General features: G+C 36.0%; 31 protein-coding genes. 5 read left to right on the plus strand and 26 right to left on the minus strand.

What is annotated here, in order from left to right; all coding sequences use genetic code 11:
* Positions 1-124: 124 nt before the first annotated feature.
* The 12 genes from DESYODRAFT_RS15125 to DESYODRAFT_RS15180 all read right to left on the minus strand — a co-directional run bounded on the left by DESYODRAFT_RS15125 (position 125) and on the right by DESYODRAFT_RS15180 (position 8,065).
* Complete coding sequence (locus tag DESYODRAFT_RS15125) at positions 125-484, minus strand: hypothetical protein (RefSeq protein WP_007784438.1); 360 nt, start codon at positions 482-484, stop codon at positions 125-127.
* Between the two features lie 21 nt (positions 485-505).
* Entirely contained in the window at positions 506-1,060 is a 555-nt protein-coding gene (locus tag DESYODRAFT_RS15130; RefSeq protein ID WP_007784439.1) for a hypothetical protein, read from the minus strand.
* Between the two features lie 20 nt (positions 1,061-1,080).
* Positions 1,081-1,458: a hypothetical protein gene (locus DESYODRAFT_RS15135; RefSeq protein WP_007784440.1), complete on the minus strand. Its 378-nt coding sequence runs from the start codon at positions 1,456-1,458 to the stop codon at positions 1,081-1,083.
* A complete protein-coding gene (locus tag DESYODRAFT_RS15140) occupies positions 1,455-1,757 on the minus strand; it encodes an HK97 gp10 family phage protein (protein ID WP_007784442.1) in 303 nt (100 codons plus the stop codon). The genes DESYODRAFT_RS15135 and DESYODRAFT_RS15140 overlap by 4 nt, the downstream gene beginning before the upstream one ends.
* On the minus strand, positions 1,747-2,052 hold the full coding sequence (locus DESYODRAFT_RS15145; protein ID WP_007784443.1) for a hypothetical protein: 306 nt from the start codon (positions 2,050-2,052) through the stop codon (positions 1,747-1,749). Before DESYODRAFT_RS15145 ends, DESYODRAFT_RS15140 begins: the two co-directional genes overlap by 11 nt.
* Positions 2,053-2,352: a phage head-tail connector protein gene (locus tag DESYODRAFT_RS15150; RefSeq protein ID WP_007784444.1), complete on the minus strand. Its 300-nt coding sequence runs from the start codon at positions 2,350-2,352 to the stop codon at positions 2,053-2,055.
* Positions 2,353-2,362: 10 nt separating this feature from the next.
* Positions 2,363-2,560 carry a hypothetical protein gene (locus DESYODRAFT_RS15155; RefSeq protein ID WP_007784445.1) on the minus strand — a complete coding sequence of 66 codons (198 nt, stop codon included), beginning with the start codon at positions 2,558-2,560 and terminating at the stop codon, positions 2,363-2,365.
* 25 nt (positions 2,561-2,585) lie between these two features.
* Positions 2,586-3,512, minus strand: a complete 927-nt coding sequence (locus DESYODRAFT_RS15160) for a hypothetical protein (protein ID WP_007784446.1) — start codon at positions 3,510-3,512, stop codon at positions 2,586-2,588.
* Positions 3,513-3,542: 30 nt separating this feature from the next.
* The gene (locus DESYODRAFT_RS15165) at positions 3,543-4,109 is read right to left on the minus strand and encodes a DUF4355 domain-containing protein (RefSeq protein ID WP_007784447.1); all 567 of its coding nucleotides are present in this window, start codon (positions 4,107-4,109) and stop codon (positions 3,543-3,545) included.
* 175 nt (positions 4,110-4,284) lie between these two features.
* Entirely contained in the window at positions 4,285-5,157 is an 873-nt protein-coding gene (locus DESYODRAFT_RS15170; RefSeq protein ID WP_007784450.1) for a minor capsid protein, read from the minus strand.
* Positions 5,150-6,412, minus strand: coding sequence for a phage portal protein (locus DESYODRAFT_RS15175; RefSeq protein WP_007784451.1), 1,263 nt, complete (start codon positions 6,410-6,412; stop codon positions 5,150-5,152). The genes DESYODRAFT_RS15170 and DESYODRAFT_RS15175 overlap by 8 nt, the downstream gene beginning before the upstream one ends.
* Before the next feature lie 12 nt (positions 6,413-6,424).
* Positions 6,425-8,065 carry a phage terminase large subunit family protein gene (locus DESYODRAFT_RS15180; RefSeq protein ID WP_007784452.1) on the minus strand — a complete coding sequence of 547 codons (1,641 nt, stop codon included), beginning with the start codon at positions 8,063-8,065 and terminating at the stop codon, positions 6,425-6,427.
* Positions 8,066-8,432: 367 nt separating this feature from the next.
* Here DESYODRAFT_RS15180 and DESYODRAFT_RS15185 point away from each other — a divergent pair, with 367 nt between their 5' ends.
* Complete coding sequence (locus DESYODRAFT_RS15185; RefSeq protein WP_007784454.1) at positions 8,433-9,284, plus strand: tyrosine-type recombinase/integrase; 852 nt, start codon at positions 8,433-8,435, stop codon at positions 9,282-9,284.
* Here the strand turns inward: DESYODRAFT_RS15185 and DESYODRAFT_RS15190 are convergent.
* From DESYODRAFT_RS15190 to DESYODRAFT_RS26665, 8 genes are all read right to left on the minus strand, one after another.
* Positions 9,281-9,715 (minus strand): hypothetical protein, encoded by a 435-nt coding sequence (locus DESYODRAFT_RS15190; protein ID WP_007784455.1) that lies wholly within the window; start codon positions 9,713-9,715, stop codon positions 9,281-9,283. The two genes, DESYODRAFT_RS15185 and DESYODRAFT_RS15190, sit on opposite strands and share 4 nt — an antisense overlap.
* A 152-nt stretch (positions 9,716-9,867) precedes the next feature.
* The gene (locus tag DESYODRAFT_RS15195) at positions 9,868-10,698 is read right to left on the minus strand and encodes a DUF4236 domain-containing protein (protein WP_007784457.1); all 831 of its coding nucleotides are present in this window, start codon (positions 10,696-10,698) and stop codon (positions 9,868-9,870) included.
* Positions 10,699-10,858: 160 nt separating this feature from the next.
* A complete protein-coding gene (locus tag DESYODRAFT_RS15200) occupies positions 10,859-11,140 on the minus strand; it encodes a hypothetical protein (protein ID WP_007784459.1) in 282 nt (93 codons plus the stop codon).
* A 47-nt stretch (positions 11,141-11,187) separates the two neighbouring features.
* A complete protein-coding gene (locus DESYODRAFT_RS15205) occupies positions 11,188-11,439 on the minus strand; it encodes a hypothetical protein (RefSeq protein ID WP_007784461.1) in 252 nt (83 codons plus the stop codon).
* On the minus strand, positions 11,436-11,633 hold the full coding sequence (locus DESYODRAFT_RS15210; protein WP_007784463.1) for a hypothetical protein: 198 nt from the start codon (positions 11,631-11,633) through the stop codon (positions 11,436-11,438). Before DESYODRAFT_RS15210 ends, DESYODRAFT_RS15205 begins: the two co-directional genes overlap by 4 nt.
* Before the next feature lie 19 nt (positions 11,634-11,652).
* Positions 11,653-11,862, minus strand: a complete 210-nt coding sequence (locus tag DESYODRAFT_RS15215; RefSeq protein WP_007784464.1) for a hypothetical protein — start codon at positions 11,860-11,862, stop codon at positions 11,653-11,655.
* 30 nt (positions 11,863-11,892) lie between these two features.
* Entirely contained in the window at positions 11,893-12,294 is a 402-nt protein-coding gene (locus DESYODRAFT_RS15220; protein WP_007784466.1) for a hypothetical protein, read from the minus strand.
* A gap of 262 nt (positions 12,295-12,556) precedes the next feature.
* Positions 12,557-13,135 (minus strand): GIY-YIG nuclease family protein, encoded by a 579-nt coding sequence (locus DESYODRAFT_RS26665; protein WP_007784468.1) that lies wholly within the window; start codon positions 13,133-13,135, stop codon positions 12,557-12,559.
* A 619-nt stretch (positions 13,136-13,754) separates the two neighbouring features.
* Between DESYODRAFT_RS26665 and istA the strand changes: the two genes are divergently transcribed.
* The 4 genes from istA (at position 13,755) to DESYODRAFT_RS15245 (ending at position 16,588) form a co-directional block, all read left to right on the plus strand.
* Positions 13,755-15,191 (plus strand): IS21 family transposase, encoded by a 1,437-nt coding sequence (gene istA / locus DESYODRAFT_RS15230; protein ID WP_007782006.1) that lies wholly within the window; start codon positions 13,755-13,757, stop codon positions 15,189-15,191.
* A complete protein-coding gene (gene istB, locus DESYODRAFT_RS15235; RefSeq protein WP_007782005.1) occupies positions 15,191-15,952 on the plus strand; it encodes an IS21-like element helper ATPase IstB in 762 nt (253 codons plus the stop codon). The genes istA and istB overlap by 1 nt, the downstream gene beginning before the upstream one ends.
* A 4-nt stretch (positions 15,953-15,956) precedes the next feature.
* A complete protein-coding gene (locus DESYODRAFT_RS15240) occupies positions 15,957-16,178 on the plus strand; it encodes a DUF5348 domain-containing protein (RefSeq protein WP_242833471.1) in 222 nt (73 codons plus the stop codon).
* Between the two features lie 68 nt (positions 16,179-16,246).
* Positions 16,247-16,588, plus strand: coding sequence for a hypothetical protein (locus tag DESYODRAFT_RS15245; protein WP_007781996.1), 342 nt, complete (start codon positions 16,247-16,249; stop codon positions 16,586-16,588).
* A gap of 264 nt (positions 16,589-16,852) precedes the next feature.
* On the opposite strand, the gene DESYODRAFT_RS28260 is transcribed toward DESYODRAFT_RS15245, so the two are convergent.
* From DESYODRAFT_RS28260 to DESYODRAFT_RS15265, 6 genes are all read right to left on the minus strand, one after another.
* Complete coding sequence (locus DESYODRAFT_RS28260; RefSeq protein WP_007784469.1) at positions 16,853-17,026, minus strand: hypothetical protein; 174 nt, start codon at positions 17,024-17,026, stop codon at positions 16,853-16,855.
* A complete protein-coding gene (locus DESYODRAFT_RS15250) occupies positions 17,023-17,340 on the minus strand; it encodes a hypothetical protein (protein WP_157137188.1) in 318 nt (105 codons plus the stop codon). The genes DESYODRAFT_RS28260 and DESYODRAFT_RS15250 overlap by 4 nt, the downstream gene beginning before the upstream one ends.
* Before the next feature lie 35 nt (positions 17,341-17,375).
* Positions 17,376-17,516, minus strand: coding sequence for a hypothetical protein (locus DESYODRAFT_RS28265; protein ID WP_007784471.1), 141 nt, complete (start codon positions 17,514-17,516; stop codon positions 17,376-17,378).
* 129 nt (positions 17,517-17,645) lie between these two features.
* Positions 17,646-18,206 carry a hypothetical protein gene (locus tag DESYODRAFT_RS15255; protein ID WP_007784472.1) on the minus strand — a complete coding sequence of 187 codons (561 nt, stop codon included), beginning with the start codon at positions 18,204-18,206 and terminating at the stop codon, positions 17,646-17,648.
* Between the two features lie 57 nt (positions 18,207-18,263).
* Positions 18,264-18,464: a hypothetical protein gene (locus tag DESYODRAFT_RS15260; RefSeq protein WP_007784473.1), complete on the minus strand. Its 201-nt coding sequence runs from the start codon at positions 18,462-18,464 to the stop codon at positions 18,264-18,266.
* Positions 18,465-18,618: 154 nt separating this feature from the next.
* On the minus strand, positions 18,619-18,933 hold the full coding sequence (locus tag DESYODRAFT_RS15265; RefSeq protein ID WP_007784474.1) for a hypothetical protein: 315 nt from the start codon (positions 18,931-18,933) through the stop codon (positions 18,619-18,621).
* Between the last annotated feature and the right edge of the window lie 687 nt (positions 18,934-19,620).

A 19,620-nucleotide genomic window follows, 5' to 3' on the forward strand; every position in this document is an offset into this window, starting at 1 on the left:
AACAATGAAAGAAAAACCGCATAAGGCAGTTTCTTAATCTCAAAATAGCTCATTTTACTTTGTGACATTAGATAGGTGATATTCTCCATCATTTCAAAGTCATCAGAACCCCCAGAACCACCACTTACTCCCTGTTGGTAGATTCTAGGGAAAGAGAGTTTGGGTCTTTCACAATATCCCGGATAAACAATATTGTTTGTTCAATGATAATTTTCATATGTCGAATATCGTTGAATCTTTCCTTAATTAAATCCATTGTAATATCCTTAGATTTATCCAGCGCAAGAATATCAATCATCATTTGTCTGCCCAAATTGATTGAATCCTCTTCTTTAGTAACTTTTTTGATCCGTTCTTGGTATGCATTTATTTTAAGCATGAAGTCTAAATCCACTTCCCCTGGAATCACATACTCCTCACCTTTTATATCTCTGAAAATTAAGGGATCTCTAACCAATACGGATAAATCAATTATTTTTGCCATTATTTATATCCACTCCTTAAATTAGACTTCAGTAAATGTTTCAATAATTTCTACCAATGTGCCATCATTCGTTGCTAATGCGGAAAACTGATAGCCAATTGACGATGGTTTCTCACTGTCAAAAGTGAGTTTAAATCCATTAGTGTTTTGGGCCTTCATGATGTTGACGGTAATTGTACCGCTCCCATCCTTTTTGGTATGGATAAACCTTAGATAATTTGTCGGCAATAGACCTTTCCCGCCAATTCTTACGGTTTTTGTACCTGAAGTCCCATCAGTTGTAACCGTTGCTGGAGCTAATAATGCTAAATTATCTACTAGCCAAGTCAAAACTCCGCAATCAAACGTTACCTCTTCCTTAGTGATAAATCTCATGACCGTCCCTCTATTTGCACTTTGGATCTCCTGGATGGAATTCTTGTACTCTAAAGTGGCACCGCTCTCAATAGCACCAACATTTTTAAGTGCTGCTTCAATAGCTGTTTCTAACGCCGTTTCTGGATTAGCCACTGTACCAAGATATAATTCTCCACTCCCTAAGATAATTGGGTCTGATTCTTGATAATCTAAAGCCATTTATAAAACCTTCTTTCTTTTTAAATTTGGCATAAAAAATAGACAACTACCTCATAGTTGCCTGTGCTTTCATTCTTGACCATTCCACCACCATTAAGTAACTTTGTGCTCCTAATAACGGTCTCAGTATCTTTTATAATCTTTTTCCCTCTTGGGTCATCAAGTAAATTGATTAACCTACTCTGGATTGCAATAAGCTTGCTCAAATCTTTACTAATCAACCTGAATTCCACTTGATAGTCCTTGATAAACCCACCTGTAAGAGTTTTATAGAAGTAAATTATGTAGGTATTATTCTCCATTTCTTTGGGTTTTTCTACCAAGTAAATTGCATTTTGATTATCTAGCAAAGTTTTTAACTGCAAATCATTGAGCAGATAATTTCTTATTATTTTCATGACTGGAAAACCTCTTCAATTCTATTTATAATCACCTGTTGGTTTTGATCAACTGCCGGCTCAAGGTAAGGAGTATGTCTTTCTGCCCAATAAGCATATTCAACATTAGAACCCACTGCTCCAAGGGTCTTGTTTTCCTCATCTTTAACCTTGTGAGTAATAGACCTCTTTAATGTACCAGTATCCACTGGACAAAGTTGTTTAGCATCAGCTTCAACTATTAAACATACTTCTTCAACCGCTCTTTTCCGTCTTGCCCTAATATCTTGAATTGCTCTTTGGAAAGGACTATTCATCATCCAACATCACATCCATATAGTCATCCCACGGAATAATCTTTTTGATCATGTATTTTTGACCACTTCCATCTCTAACAATTTTTCCGTTTTTAATATCCGAATCCAAATCACAAAAAACCCTTTTTGTAACTTGCTCTTGATACCCATATTCACGATAGAGCAATTCACTTGAATACGGCTGAATATCGCAAGGAAATGACTTTAAAACTTGTTCTTGACCTTCATGATAAATTCCATAATCATCAAGTTCCCCTGGGTTAACGTTTAGTAAATAAAGAGTATGATTATAAAACAATTACCCCACCACCTTAATACGGGGTAAGGGTAAACAAGATTTAATCGATTCAGGGATACCATCTATAATTGTTTTACTTCTACTGCCTTGGGTTTGCTGAATAATGCCTTGCGCATCTTTATTTTGATAAAAGAAAATCGCCAAATCTACAACAATACCATCGAGAGATTCAGGAATTTCCTCTATGTAACTGTAAGCCTTAATGGCAATTTGACTCTTATTCAAGTAATGATTTAAGATACTATCTTTGGAAGTATCAAGCAGGTCAATACTCAGTAATTCTTTCATAAGCTCAAGCATTATTTATCACCTACTTTTTAATTTTAGAAGATGTATTAGTCTTCTTAACTTCTGGTTCAGTTTCATGAACTTTATCGAATAACTCTTCTTTCTCAGCCACAAAGTCAGCAGGGGCTTGCACTAAAGCAAACCCCTGCTTAATCAATTGATCTAGCTTCAAAGAAGAATCAACAATTTTGATTACGTTTTCTTTTTGTAACTTAAACATTGATTACTCCTCTCTCATATATCAATTAGGCAAGTGCTTCCTTAACGTTTACATAAATTCCATCAACTTTATTGTCAGGGACAAACAGGTCATGATATTTTCTATAATCAATTTTCCAAGCATTTGCTGATTGATTACTCATAGGGTCAAAAATTCGAGGATTGTCAGTTTTAGAAACAGCAATAGCACTATTTCTGGCTGAAATAATCCAGTTAATATTCTTAGCTGCGCCATCAGCAGTAAAACCACCTGCTTGTTGACCTGAAGTAGTACCATCATTAAATACATAAGCTGTTTTCATACGAGCAGAAGGTACACGAACAATGGGAATACCATCAATTGCCTTTATTTTTAGATTAGCTTCACCTTGCTTAAAGTCTACAACATCAAGTCTTTTAGCAATTTTATCGGACAAATCCAAAGCAGGGGCAATAGACATATTTAGAGAAATTACAAGGGGTGTTCCTTCGCCTACAATGTCATAAACCTTGTAAATATCGGCTAACAATTTATCCAAAATATCTGTCGATGCAGCAGTATATCCACCTACCGCCTTACTTCCCGCAATTGCCTTTGTTGCAAGTTTAGAATAACGATATGCATCAACCTCTGGGATAACTTTAGTTTTTTGGAATTCACCAAGTAGAGCACCGGCGTTTGCCACAAAATTTGATTCATCAACATCCATGGCATCAAGAGTAAAAGTTCTACCTCTGTCTTGGGTTAATGTATGGGTTTCATAAGAAAGATTAACGGAACCCTTTACATATCCTTCACTACGATCATAGTTACCTAAGCCATCCATAACAATTTTGGGGATCTTAATCTCATTCCCACCGTTATATTTTACCAAGTTGGAATTTAACTCCATCCATCCAGAAGTAGCACCTGCTACCATTTGAGCATCAAGTTCAGTTTGAAATACTTTTGCATATTCGATTACATTTGCCATTATAAAATCACCATTCCTTTTCTAAATTTATTAAAATTCACCATTAAGACTTTTCCTAATCTGTTCCTTAAGCAATTCTGCTTCATCCGTCTTGCCACCAGCAGGGGGCTTATATCCACCTTTTAATCTCTGTTCAACTGAATCTGTAATGTGTTTATTAAAGATTTCTTCAAGCTTAGTCAAATTGGCTGTAGTGGCTTCTTCATCTTCGCCTAAAAAGAAAGAAACTACCTCTTTTGGTAATTTCCTTTTATCAGCTTCGAGTAAGCCCTTATTCATTAGACTTTGTCTTTTTTCTTCGGCTTCTTTTTTATTAAGCCTTTCTGTCAATTCCCTAATCTGTTTTTGCTCCGGCGTTTCTGATGGATTACGCTTGGCAACCTCATCGCTAACCAGTTTTTCCAGATTATTTGTCTTCCAAGTTTCTAACCCCTTTGAAAAGAACTGATCCAACTTTGGCTGAATTAACTTCTTGCCATCTTCAGTTTCAAGCCAACTATTTACTCTATCAGGTGTAATAAAACCCCCAATATAGTTTCTTACCTCTTCGTTTTGGGCATTTTGCTCTATAAAACTCTTAACCTCATTTAAATCCATTTACTTTCATTCTCCTTCCGGCCTCATAGTTCTCGCCTAAGAGTCCATAAATATAATAAAAAACAGGCTATTAGCCTATCTCTTACGTCTTTGATTATTATTTCTATTTATCAACACTAAACTGTGACAACTTCCTTTTATTGTCCTCTTGTCTTTGGGTTTCTTCGATTTTCAACTACTTATATCCCCTTTTCTTTTGCCATTCACTATATGTTTGATATGGGACAATCTCCTTTGTGATATTGTCTCTCTTAGTTTTTGGCCTCCAACCATCTACCATAGGGATTATTGCCGATCTGCAATTTGGATGTTGAGGAGGTTTAGGATAATTTGAATTAGCATCAAATGTCTTTCCATCCAAATCCCTACAGATATCACTGGTCTTATTGTCCAATGTAGCATCGTACATAACTTTTTGAACAACACTACTATCTTTGTAAATCTGATCTTGAGCTTGAGATACCACCCTAGCCATCTCAGTGTTAATCAATCTTTTGCTTTGATAAGCACCAGCTCCAAACTGATCCTTAATGACTTTGCTCATCTTATCAATAGAATGTCCTTGGATAATACCATTCTCAATTTGCCTTCTCAAGGATTTAACAAGTAACTCTTTATTTTTCCAGATCCGGCTTGAATATGTTGCTCCTTCAAATGATGCAGTAACCACTGTTTCTACCATTTCTGAATTTAACAAAGCAAAATCTATAGCCACTTCTACACCTGATTCAATCGCAAAAGCAGTCTGATAATATGAATCTTGGTAGATTTCATTCAATATCTTGGTTGTATGCTCCAAATCAATATTGCCTATCGCTTTTGCTTGCTCAATTAGTTGCTTTTCCAACCGCTTAAGAAAGGTATATCTGTCCTTTTTACTAATTTGCAATGTGCCATCAACCGCATATTTAGTGTAAAGTTTAGCAATCTCAGTCCTGATTTCATTTAATGAGCGTTTATAAGCCTGTAAAATGGGTTTTATATCCTTGTTGGCCTTATTTTCAGCCGACTGCCTGATATCTAAGATTGATTGCTGAAGATCATTCACTATTATCATCAACCTTGTCTAAGTCAATAGACATTTCTTCCTCTTGCTCTTTTTTAACTTGCTGCTCTTCGAAGGAAACATTGTCAATGAAGGAGAATTGTGCTCTAGCTGTCTTTTTGGAGATTAAATCTTCAGGCACTTGACTTAAAATCTGAGCCATCATCAAATCATCTTGGGGCAATGAGGGGGTGAATTTTGGCTGAATCAAAAGATAATCATACTGCTTGTTCTGAAGGATATATAAATACCTAAATAAAAACTTCAACCTATCTTTTATTAGGTTGAACATAGCATTTGCATTAGACTTGCACTTGTTTTCAAGATTAAGCTGCCTTGTTCTCATTGCTAAACTAGAATTATTGCTCGGAACTTGCTCATTATTATTGATATGACCGCTCAACTCGTACATATTTTGTTTGATTTCCTTCAAGGTGTTCATGACAAAATTGTCATTAATGTTTTTAGTTAACCATTCTATGACAATCTTATCACCTTTGCCTTTAAGGATTCCCAGTTTCTTCATCTTTGGTAAATCAGCCTCATCTACATCAATATTAAGCATTTTCAAGTATGCTTGCCTATATTGACTTATTTCATGGCTCAAATCAGAGAGATTTGTTTCATAGCTGTCCTGCAAGGATTTAATATCCTCAAAAAGAGTGTCATTTTCATCGTCATCAACCAAACAAATTCCTACAGGTATTTCTCCAAAAATGTGAGGATCTACTCCCACCAGCTTCCAATTTTCATAATGATAGATATTATTATCATCATAGACATCCATGTAAATTGTAGTTGTGTCAAATTTCTTTTTGAAAATATGAAGAAATAGCTTTAACTCCCCATTCTCAATATATGGGTATCCCTCGATCGGAGAAATAATTCGACTTGAGAATTTGGCATCCTTATCAACAAAATATAGTTCCCATGTCCTTCCATAAAGCAAGGCTCTGCGCAGCACTTTTTTGTCATGATCTTTTTTCCAGTGAGCTAGTTGATATTTAACCACTTGTTCTAGGTTGTTTTCAGGATCAAGATTTACAAATGTAATATCATTTCCGATGTAATCAGTTTCCTCTTTGATAAACTTTTTGAGATAATTCATTTTAATTTTAGATGTGCTAGTGGTATCTATATCACTTTTCTCTATTACCACATCAGAGTTATTTTGATAATATCTTTGCATCTGCTGGTAATAGGGTAAATTGCTTAGATAGTCGTTATAACATTGTTGGATTAGCTGTTCATCTGGCATTAGATCACCTACCTAAAATAGTTTTTTGATGTCCATAAACTCAAGTTTGTGGACAACTTCAATATCATCAATTCGATTACAAAACTCGCTAAGACAATCCACAAAATCATCGTGAAGACTTGTTTCCTGACCTGAAAAATCCATAAGCTGTTCAAGGGCTTCTGGCTGAACCCTTTTAGCACAAAAAATAACCCTGCCATTATTGACAGAGTCGGTGATTGTGGAGATTTTTTGATTTTTATTTTTCCGCTGCATCTCGTTGATGATTTCAATATTTCTATAAGACAAATCGGGATCATTCATTATCTCTTTTTCGATTTTTCCAGCATCAACACCGTTGAACGTGTTCTTTTCTATATAAATATGAGTTATATTTGGAAATTCTTTAAGCAAATCTATGACGTGCTTAATATACCTGTCAAATTCCGTTCTGGCATCTATTTTTAATAGTTCGCCTTTACGAACATATTTGAAGTCATTGTCAGACAGAGAACCAACTATAAAAGCAAAGTAATCTGAACGCCTTGTATCTGTCGAAGCACAATCTACACAAAGCATTGTCTTTTTGAATATGTTAGCTTCAATCTCTTCCTTTGGTTGGACTTGATTAGATTTGAACCATTTCTCGCCTATCTTACTTGCATCATTCATTTTTTCCTGCATGAAACTATTGCGATTTTGCCAATATTTTAAAGCAAGATCATAATAACGATCCCACTTGTCTTCCCACAAAATTGGAAAATCCATTTCCTCTTTATGCTCAAGATAAAATTGATAACCTTCTTCAATACCATTTTCTCTTTTCAAATCAAAGGTAACTTTCTTACATTCGCCCCATAAACCTTCATCAAGTAATTCTTCAATGGTTTTCCCTGGATCAAGCTTAATAGCACTTCTAAGGAGTGTAATATAGTCCTTCATGTTTATTAAACGAGAAATTAGACAACTGGAATGGAGAATTGTACCTATCGAGATTATCTTTGTTGGGGCTTTGATGAGTTTTCCCTCTCGAAATACCGCTGTATCTCCCAATTCCTCAACTTCATCGTTCCAATCTTTCCACTTTTTTTCCCTCGATTGAGGGGTCAAAACATCGTTTTTATCTTGGAAATCGTCCGCGATAAAGGTAGTTGGCCTCACTCCATTCCAGTTAATGCCTCGCTGTGATGATCCAGATGATACCGCTTTAATACAGGTTTTATTAGTTAATTCTATTTCCTGTTTATTTACAGTGAATTTCTTAGCATTAATTAGATTACCAAAGGTTTTGACGATATATGGATTTTCTTCTAATTGGGTTCTTACGCTACCAATGAATTGATAAGCGTCATCTTCCTTTTTGGCTCCGATTACTGTGAATTTGGATATTTTAAAGCAATGCAAATAGAGTGTTAAAGCTAAATCACATGTGGTTGTTTTGGAACATCCTCTTGGAACGACAATATTAGCTTTATGTATCTCATTCTTAATGAACATTCTTTCTAGTAAGTCCCAGATATCATAATGAACTTGACTTAACTCCCTACGATCATTGTCTGGTTTAACTCTAAAAATGTCCTGAAGATAGTACAAACAGAAAAAAGATAGACTCCGTTTTGCCGTGGCAAATGCAAGACTATCCTTACCGAATAGATTATTTGAGTGTTTAATCATCAATTCTTTAGCTTTTTCTTGACCATAGAATTGAGATAAATATTTGAAGAGGAGCCTTTGATCCTCTAAATCATTATCATATATTAGAAATCACCTCCTTTGGAGTTGAAAATTTTATAAAAAACTGTAGCGATTACTGTCGCTCCTCCTCCAGGCTCGGGGATAGAAACCCACCCCCTGGTCAAGGGTAATAAGCAACAATGATCATGAAAAATATGAAAAAGCAGACCCCATATCAATTGCATTTAACTTGACTTATACGCAATAAAAACATATAATTTGCTTATAAATAAATCCTTTTCAGTACATATTCAATGACTAAAGCAATACTCTTGATTGCGTATAACTAATGAAGGAGTGCTGACCCATGTCACAAACCTTGAATGATTTTCTTAACTCACCCAAAGTTTTAAAGAAATCTCCTAATACCCGCAAAGCATATGAAAGAGATTTATTCCTATTCGAACAATATATCAACAAGTATAACGTATCCCTTGACCGCCTTAATGATATGGTAGTCCAAACATACCTTGATCAAATGAAAACTAAGGATGGTCAACCTTCTTCCCCGGCCACTAAGAACAGAACTTTGGCTAGTATTGCTACATTTTGTCATTGGTCAAAACAACTTGAAGCCGTACAAGAGATTGACATCCCTAAGATTCCCCATATCTCTAAACAACCAAGTAAAGGTTTATGTAAAGATGAAGTAACTTCTCTTCGACTCAAAGTTGCCAATGACCATAATCCTAATAAACTGAGAAATCAAGCAATCATTGACCTACTTATCTATTCTGGCTTTAGGGTTAGCGAATTAGTTTCCCTTGATAGAGATGACATTAAATATCACAAAGGTATCTATACCATTACTGTTTATGAAACCAAAAACAATGAAGTCAAGAAGGCTTATCTCGACTCCAAAAAATTCAAGTACATTAAGAAGTATCTTGAATCCCGTACCGATAATGAGGAAGCCCTATTTATATCCGGCAGGAATCAAAGAATATCTATCCGCATGGTTCAAACGATCTTAAATAAATATGGCATAAATCCTCACCTGCTCCGGCATACTTTTTGCTCAATCCTTGCCAGGGATAAAGTAGATCCTTTTACCATTGCTCAATTAGCTGGGCATCGTGACCTTAACACAACTCGCCGCTATGCCAATCCTAATTCAAGTGAGATGGCTGAAATGGTATCCAAAGCATTTAACTTTTAACGAACAATGCGCAACGATGATTCTTCCTCTTCCATAAACTTATCAATATTTTCTAGGACATCAACTTGATTGGTGTCTTCTTTGTTGTCGGATACTTCTAGCTTGGCAGTATTTTTACCATCCATCTTCTCGACCATAAACTGGTTAGCTGCTAAACATGTTCGACGGTCTGTCGTATCATTACAAAGCTTATCAATGTTCTCCAGATATCTCTTGTAACGTCCCTTAATAAAGGCTAATCCCTGGTCTTTTATTTCAGCTCTACGGGAATCCAACTCAGCAATTATAATAGGATCATTCATCCAAACATAATAAGTTGCTCTTTTAATGCCGATCTCATTTTGAATATCAACTCTATCACAACCTAATAGAACCATTGTTACAAATCGTTCGATATTTTCAGGAGTTTTAAATCTATCTCCTTGTGCCATTTTATCACCTCCATATTTTAGATAATCTAAACTAACTTAAAACAATTCTAAATAAAAGACCCATCATCATTGACAGGTCTCACATCTTGCTTATTAAATAAATTTGTATTCCCCATTCTCTACTCTAAACTAAAAGACTGATAAAGATATTCTTAAGGCAAAAAGTATGTAAAGATATTTAAACTCTTCTTAATAACCCCTTTGAGGATCTTATGTTTACCCACAAAATCAGCCCAAATAAAACCTTTTTGATAATATACTTTTATGAACCACTTTCCAAAATTTGTTTTAGCTAAGAAAGAATCTCTCCAGTTTCTTAACTTCATAACCGGCAAGCAGTTGGGATCTCCATAAACAGTTGTTGCTACAAAACAGCTTTTCTTATTTCTTTTCTCAATAATCTCTTTTAATTTTCGATGAGTAGCAATAGCTGTCTCCTTGTTACACTTAAAATACAGAACTAGTTTCGTTTGAGTTAATTTCTGAATAAATCCAACTTTAACCAAACACGGTTCATGATCATATGATACAGCCGTTTCAGTCCAATGAATTCCTTGATAACTAAATCCATCTGATAACCCATACTCATTTATCTCCCCATTAAAAATTATGCTATCTTCTTGAATTTCTATAGATCCTTTACAACCAATATATTCGTCTATTGATTCATTATTTGACTGATAGTCAGATAACAAAAACTGACCATATTTTAAAGAAGAATCATTAACAACCGGAGCAATTTGTTGTTCGACTTTCTTGGAACGATTAACTTTTTTCGCTCTCATCTTAGGATTTAAAGTATGTCGATCTTGTTTAATTATTCCCGTTCCAGGTATAGATAGAGTAGTCCTAACCTCTTTTTGATTAACACTTACCCTTGCTCCTTTGACACCTGCACTAATTCCTAATCCACCTTTAGAACTATAATTTAGCCGTAGCCCACCAATCAATTTTTGTGACTTCCTAAAATTCCATCCACTCATCTTTAACACCCCCTACCTTATATTCAATATCTTCCAAGCAATTCCCTTTGAATTTTAATAGGGGAAAATTAAACTTTTCTTATTAAGCATTGCCTTCTCCAGCGCCGAATCAATTTGCCCCTTTACCTACCCATTTTTTAACGTCCCAGGACTTTTTTATTTACCTCAATTCCTTATCTTGATAATAATCCCTAAGGGTATCCTTAACTCTCCTAAAAGTCTCATCTTTGAATCTGCTGTACTTAGAGAGGTTTAACTTAACCTCATCAAACTTATATTCATGGTAAATATGCCCGAATTTCTCCTGATCCTCCTCAAACGAGAAAATAACATGAGGTTTTTTATATTTATTTTCAACCACTTTGGCCTCACCTTTATAACCCAAATATGCTAAGTAAGCCACAAAATTAGAATCCCCATTATCATAATTCAATTTTTCCATTTATTTCACAATCTCCTTTATTTTAAAATTTTTACAATCAATGCTCGTTACTGACAATTCTCATTGCAATAACCGGCTAAATACCTCTTGAATTCTGCCTCAAAGGACTTCCAAATCCTTAGTTGAGAATATTCCAATTTGCTATCCATTTTTAACAACAATTTATTAAGCTTTTCATCCATTAGTTGCTCTATACGCTCGAATTGTTTATCCAAAAGCATTTGTAATTTATCCTCTGTGCTAACCCTTTTCTTTTTACCCTTTTCCTCAACAACGACTTCATTCCCAAGCTCACTCATACTTTAATTCTCCCTTTTCTATTTTCTTGCATTTGCAACATCCTCAGATATATTGGCTCCTCGACCCACCTGGACTTAGCTCTTCCAGATTTTTGTCCACTGCCTGTGATCAAACCTCTATATTTACCTCTAACGCACTTTAAAATGCCCTTATCTATTAAAAAATCCATTTCTTGTTTGGTAATTTCTTGCAAATCCGCAACTCCTTCTTAATTAATGCAAAACTAATCTATTTTCTGCCTTGCCATATACTTCTTCCCACTGCTCAATACATCTGATGATAAAATCAAAATACTTTATGTATTGCTGGATAATCTCTTTATAAACAACCTTGTCACCATCGGATAATTTCTCATAATCTAAATTCCCGCCGTACCTATTTTCCATCTCGTTTAACAAATCGCTATATTGCTTAATGTCCATCTTTTGCATCTCCTTTATAAAACCCAATTGTCATCCAAATAAAAAAGAGCCATTCCGGCTCTTTTTCTTATGTACCAATTGCTTCACTTGTTCAACTATGTCTAAAATGATTCTACATATTCCATAAATAGCTACCGCTTTTTTGCTAAACTCTCCTAGTGAATCAAACATTCGCTTAATAAACGATTTAGCTTTGATAATAGCAACCCTTGCCCTTATGATGTCTAGTTTCCTATAATCTCTTAAGAGTTTTTTGAGTCGCTTTCTCTTCGTCTCAAGTTCAATAATTCTAGATAATGTTTCCTGGTCAATTTCCTTTACATCTGTAATCTCACTTAATACAGAATTAATCTCGTCGATTTCCTTTAAGTACCTTCTTTCCAATACTTCACGAGCAAGATTGGAAAACACATAAACATATTTTTTACCCATCAATATCACCCCGTTTGAGATTATTGACGAGTTAATTATACCATATTCTTCTATCTCCACACTAGCAAAAAATAATATTGGTGCATCAAGTGTTTGCTAATCACTCAATGCACCAATACCTATGATACGTCCATAGGTACGCCCTTTTTCCGGATTTGGTAAGGAGGGTGAGGGGCTCGTCCTCAAGAAAGGGTAAACTGCCGCATTTAATAATAATGTCTTGAAATATTAAAAGCCCTTACTGAAGGGGCTAATAACCAATTTAATTAATATCGTAACAAATTCGACCATCTTCTGAATGACCATATTCAACTTCAATTAAGTCACCATCTTTACTTAAAACATAATCCTGCTTAATATCACTGGATTTCTTATACTTATCTTCATCTTCTTCACTCTTGATAAAGTCCTTATTCCTTAAAGATAAATATAATTCTTCCTCATTGGACAAAGCAAACACATTAAAATTCAACGGTTGTTTATTCGCACAATCACTAGATTTATGGTCAATCTCAAAGTCAGCATTGAGACTTTTTAAATAATTGCTGACCAAATAAACAATATTGTCCTTGATACTGGGGACATTATAAAGTTCATGCCATGCTGTAAATATCTGATCTAACTCTTCATACTTCAATTCCTTTTCATCACATAGTTTGATAATTTCAAAGGCAAAGTTCCCTTCACCATATTTATTCCAATCATTTTGTAATCCTTGATTATTATGAGTTCCTTTATTTAATTGCCGGATATGATCCTTCCAGCGCCTTTCAATATCATTACTTCTTCCTATGTAAACCTTATTATTTATATTGTTAGTAATCTGGTAAACCCCAATCATTCATTCCATCATTATCCTTTCCTTTTATTATTTTCATCTGGTGAAAACATAAAAAGGGAGCAACAATTAAGTCTCACCCTAATAAACAAATAAATCATTATTATGGATGGCGGGGGCCACTGCACCCCGACATACATGCCCCGCCGGCAAGCGTCCTGTATTCTTTCATTTATAACTTTTATAACTTTAGCCTATGGCATTCGACAACACAACAATTAGCATTTTCTAAGTTCAGGCTTCCTCTCGTCGCCTTCACTAAGAAAATGACTGAATTGTTGTTTATCTTTCGCCACCGTGGCGAAAGACCATTAATTTTTATGTTTTTGTTTTTCTACCCCCCTAAAATGTGATTTATTTATATAATAGATTTTTCACATTTTAGGGGGGTAGGTCATTGATCTGATAATCTTTGAATTTTCCAAGCATCCTTAAAATTCTTCTTTTTGCCATCAATAATTTTACTAGTTTCAAAATGTTTAATTCTAAATTCGCTATTTATGTATCTGCTAACATAAAAGTGTACCACTTAGACATGGTTTGCTAACAAAAAAGTTGACCACCCTGAGCCCTAACCTGTTATGCTCGATTTGTCCAAGAATCAGCAAAACAGGAGGAAGGAATGCTTAGAATGGTCGACAAAGAGTATATCAGAAAGAAACATTTTTTGGAAGGATGGTCAATCCGAGAACTCAGTAGACAACTGAAGATTTCCAGGCAAACCGTAAGGAAAATGCTAAAGGATGGTGAAATACCGAAGTACCATCGAAAAAAGCCTAAACCCAGTCCGGTCATGGATCCTTATCGAGACGTCATAGAAAACATCTTAGAAATGGATACAAATGCTCCACCAAAGCAGCGGCATACCTCAGCTCGTATTTATGAACGACTTCATGATGAATATGGATTCAAAGGCGGAGAATCAACGGTCCGACGCTACGTGCGCAGTTTAAAAGATGTAAAGAATGAGTGTTTTCTTTTGCTCGAAGCCGCACCAGGCGAACAAATGCAGATCGATTTCGGGGAAGCCCAAATCTATTTAAAAAATAAGCTTGTGAAAGTTTTGTTATTCTGTATGCGCTTAAAGCACAGCAGCGTACCGTTTGTTATCGCTTTCCCAACCCAACGTCTTGAAGCTTTTCTTGAAGGCCATAATCGTGCCTTCGCATATTTTGGAGGTGTTTGTAAAGAAGGCTTGTATGACAATGCCTCTACTCAGGTCGTTAAAATCCTTGAAGGTCCCGAACGAGAAGAACACACTTGGTTTTCCAGTCTGAGGGCTCACTATCTCTTTAACAGCTTATTTGCCCGACCTGGTCGTGGAAACGAAAAGGGCAGCGTTGAATCTCTTGTTAAATATGTACGTAAACGCGCTTTAGTTCCAGTTCCATCGTTTCAGACATGGGATGAATTGAATGCTCATCTGCTTTCTTGGTGCCAAAAAGAGAAAGAGAAGCATATGGATCAATGGCTTGAAGAACAAAAAGCTCTGCGTCCGCTTCCCGTCACCTCCTTCTCCGCTGCACGGCCAAAACCCGTTAAAGTGGATTCTTATGCTTTAGTTACGGTCGATCGTAACAAGTATTCCGTTCCATGCCAGTATACTGGCCAAGTGCTTCTAGCCAAAGCGTATGTGGATCGTGTAGACATCATCCATCTTAGCCAAATTGTAGCAACACATCCTCGCTGTTATGCCCGAGGTGAAGCTATCCTTGAAATCTTGCATTACCTACCCGTGCTTCAGCACAAACCTCATGCCGTCACCCATGCTAAAGTGGTGAGGCAGCTCCCGGCAGTGTTTGGACGTTTACGTGAACGAATGGTCGGGGTCCATAGCCGCGGCTACAAAGACTTTCTTGAAGTTCTGCTTCTGCTGCGTGACTATTCCGTTGCCGAACTGACCACAGCGTTGGAATTGCTGGGTGAATCTACGATCACAGCGGATACTATCCGCCAAATAGTATCAGGAGATAATGTTCAACCCCAAGTCTATTCAGAAGCCATCACGACCATTGATGATGCGACGAAATACGATCAACTTCTAGCGGAGGTGATCTAATGGATGCCTCTGCCATTATTGAAGCGCGGATAGAGCTGGCCTGTGGGCAACTACGGTTGCCGGGACTTGCTCAATACTATCGAGACATTGTTCGCGATGCTCTTGAACGGAATTCAGATCACTTAAGCTTCTTGGCAGCTTGCTTGGAATATGAGGTTGCCCGAAAACAAGAGCAAAAACAATTAGCCTTACTTAGGCAGGCCAAATTTCCGGTCCTTAAAACACTGCAAGAATTTCAATTTACAAAGATCCCTAAACTGCCAAAAATGAAGGTAGAACAGCTTGCCGGGGGAGATTTTGTCGGTCACCACGAAAACGTTCTTTGCATCGGAAAATCTGGAACTGGTAAAAGCCACATAGCCATTGCTCTTGGGATAGAGGTTATGCGTCAGGGGTATCGGGTGCGTTTTACACCGGTTATGCAACTCATCCAGGAGTTGCAGCAAGCGGAATCGGAATACCGTCTTCCCCGTTATCTGAAAACCTGGAACAAATATGATGTCGTGATTCTTGATGAACTTGGGTATATCCCTTTGGGAGAAGGCGGCAAGCTTCTCTTCCAGTTTATTTCTCAGCGTTATGAACGAAGCAGCCTCATTATTACCTCTAATTTGGAGTTTTCCCGCTGGATCGAAGTGTTTGGAGATCCCGCTTTAACCACCGCACTATTGGATCGACTGACCCACCATTCTCACATCCTTGTGTTTGATGGCGAATCACACCGATTCCGTGAGCGCTTAAGCCGCTCAGAGGAGGTGTGAAGTGGTGAGTAGAAAGACGACGATTCACTACAACCGTGAGCAAGACCAGTGGTGTGTCAAATTAAATGAGCGGATGTATCCCTTACACTGTGGAGAATCCTTTCTGTTGCATATAGGAAAAACCACGTTTTCATGCCAATTGGAGTTAGATGCTAACTGGTATGTCATTGTTCAGGAAACTCCCTTCGTGTTGCATCCAACGACTATTTATAGCGTGAGCATGTGAGAACGTCTAGTGGCAACAGATAAGCCTATCTTAATCCAGCTTGAATACGTTAAAATGGAGGAAATTACGTGAATCGATTCAACCGCGACCTTAAAAATCTAATTCAAATACTGCTCAAAAATAATGTACCGGCAATTTATCCTGCAGAAATAGCCCGCATGCTGCATTGTGAAGTGGAAATGATTCAAACTATACTCTTTCAGATGGTAGAAGAAGAGAAGCTTGAGCAGGCGTATGAACTGCATTGTGGCGAATGCGGTGAGATCATGTGGGTTTATGAGGACCCGGACCAATTAGATGGTCCTTCATTTCCTTGTCATGGCTGTTACACTCAAATGGATTCCATTACTATGAACGAAACGGTATGTACATTCTATCCACAAGGGAATAAGCGAGTGGTTTATGCGTAACCCCAAAGATTGATTTGGTCTTGTCTGTGGATAGGTGGCTTAGTAGCCTAGGGTTACTCCGGCGGATAACTTACTTTCTCCTTGGTGATAGAGGCTGAATTTTTCGCGGCGCGTGTAAAATCTTCATTCGGACTACGTCCTCACTTCGATTTTACACGCGCACTCTCTCCAAAAGAAGAATATGTCATTAACATTCGTATGTATTTAACGCTAATTTTTTTTGCCAGGGTAGGTCAACTTTTAAGTTATCAAGGTGGTCAACTTTTAGGTTGACAAATACACCCCGGTCAAGAGAATCAAAATTACCTCTGTATCCTCCCTTTTAAGCTTCCCAAAGTCTCTTTTAAAACCATATCTCGAATAATCGTGCTCTTGTACCGCATATGCTGCCTCATGCCTTTTCCGTTGCACACGTAAATCCAAAACATTATTCATCATACTACTTCCCTCCTATTGTTCCACATATAGTTAATAGGAGTTTCGCCATCAATGCTATTAATCACCCAAGGATCTTCAATTCTTATTGTAGAGAGAGTTATTAATTCTGGCTGACAGCGAACCATCAGTTCAATCACATTGTCTTTTATTGTTTTAATTCTTCCAGTTACTTCTTCCCCTTTGTAGGATAGATTAAGCATGATATCGACACCTAAATTAAGTAATTTCTTGATGCTCCTTATATTCGCCGATAATGATTTATCTTTAGTACGATTAATTTCTGAAAAGAGAGAGTTTATTTTATCCGATTCCATATAACTCATTAGTCTTAGCGTTTGAATATTCCTATTCATCGAAGGGCTACTGAGCCGTAAAAATTGACATTTTTATATTTTTGTTGGGTTTCCTTTGATTCAAGTATATTTCTAAGCTCTCTTACCTTGCTCTTTGCAAAATACATAATTTCCTTTTCCTTTTTAATGGTTAACATCTATTAAATCCTTCTTTCTATTTCAATTTTTCTTTTTCTTGTTTGTGATAGGGGGATTGGAAGGCACAGTTCTGAATCTGCGCCATAATTACCTTTATGCCCTTTTTTATTTTATAGTTATTATTAGTATTAGTTTTTGATAAATGGAATTTTAGGAGTTTCATAACTTGGTAATGTATTAACAATTTTTACATTTTCTAATATCGAGGAAATATCTAATTTTATATCCTTATCTTTAAGGAGATTAGTTAAATGCTCTGGTAACGAGGGTGTATTCTTTAATACATTCAACTTATCTATATCAGTTTCACTTACTCCAAGGTCTTTTAGCTGATTAACTGATAAATTGAACACTTTAATGTCATCCGGGTCAATTACTTCCCAGTCTTCAGCCATTATATCTTCGTTCGTGAAATTATAAGTAGGTTTATTGAATAAATTATTACTCCATAATACAAATTGATTGCTTTCCATCTTGATCATTTTGCCTACCAATGCTTTTCTTGTTAATATTTCACCAATTTTCAGATTTGCTAACGCTTGACTAAAATTTATATATCTTGATTCCCCTCCAGATTGCTCATTTATTATATTTTCATTTGGCTCAGTCTTAATTGTGTTTTGAGTCTCCATTTCCATTTCTGGGGTTATCAGGATACCGTTTTCAAAATTTTGTTCATTTATTTCCATTATTAATTCACTCTCTCTTTCTTATTTTTTATTGTGCTTATGTTTAGTCCCCAAGGGTTAATCAACGGACACACCTAATTTTTTCAACCCCTTAACCGCATCAGTCAAATCAACCTTAATTTTAGTTTTACATTTTGTGCATGTAATGGTTCCGTCTTTATTGAAAATAAAATCAGTCTTCCTATTACACACCATACAATCTCTAGAAGTTTTCTGACCATCCAATTGTTTAAGTAATGCGTTTTCGAATTTATCCATTATTATCTTGCCTCCTTAATTTTTGGTTTTTATTACCTTCATTTTAGCTAGACAAAAATCCAGGACTACTTCTGTTTCTTAGTAACATATATGCACTTCCTCCTTCTTATTAAATTTCGCACAAGTCACAAAGAAATACTCTGGACTATATACGCTAACATCCATAAGGGGTTGATATGTAGGATGCTACTTCTGGATTTTCTTCGCATATTGCAATTGTTAGCAAAAAGAAATCTCTTTCACTTATATTCTTTTTAATAAAGTCTTCAACAATACTTTCTTTATGGGAGGCTTCAAGATTAGAACTAAATATTGCCCACGTTAATCCACTAAGCTTTTCTTCACGCTCTTTAATTTTCATTATTTCTTCCATGTTATTAATCATGCCAAGTGCATTATGGTATTCGATTAAAAACTCAATCTCTTCAACTGTAAAATTAGATAATATTGACAGTAAATTTGCTCTCATTATTAATTCCTCTTCTTTCTTAGTTTATTATTTTTACTCTTATTTTTGGTTTACTCGATCCTCAAAAGTATGTACCCTTTGTAGGGTGCGATATTTAAGTCTTCTTCTCCCCTACGTCAAGGGAAAAACTAAACTTTTATTGATTTTTTCTTAAAAAGGACTTTTATTTTTTGTTGTGGTGGGTTATACTAGGTCTATCGAATCTAACACAATATTGAAATGTAATATTCACTTGATACTCCCCGAAAATACATATGTGTTTAGAAAGTCACAGACATGTATATCATCACCCCTTTAATTTGAAAATTAGACATAAAGGTTTTGAAGAAACGAAACGCTACCTGTATAGGTGAGCGGTTTTTGTGCATCCCATACCTTTAGTCGTATAGATAGAATATCATGGTTTTAATTGGTAAGTCAAGAAATATTTTTTATATAAAAAAATTATAAGGAATCTCCTACCTTCGCAACTTCCGGCGAAGGTTTTTAGTTTGATTTATAAGTTTCTGCCTGAACTAAGATTAACTTATTCTGCTAAAATATTTGCTGCTTTCCCTTCTTCGTTCGGTGTGTGCCCGTGGTCGCTAACCAGGATACCGAATTGTGTTGCCTATCAGATTAATTTTTAAAAGATCAGGAATATCAATATATGTTAAGGCCAGCTTCATGAAACTAGCTCGTAGTGGA

This window comes from Desulfosporosinus youngiae DSM 17734, assembly GCF_000244895.1.
In the GTDB taxonomy this organism is placed as follows: domain Bacteria; phylum Bacillota; class Desulfitobacteriia; order Desulfitobacteriales; family Desulfitobacteriaceae; genus Desulfosporosinus; species Desulfosporosinus youngiae.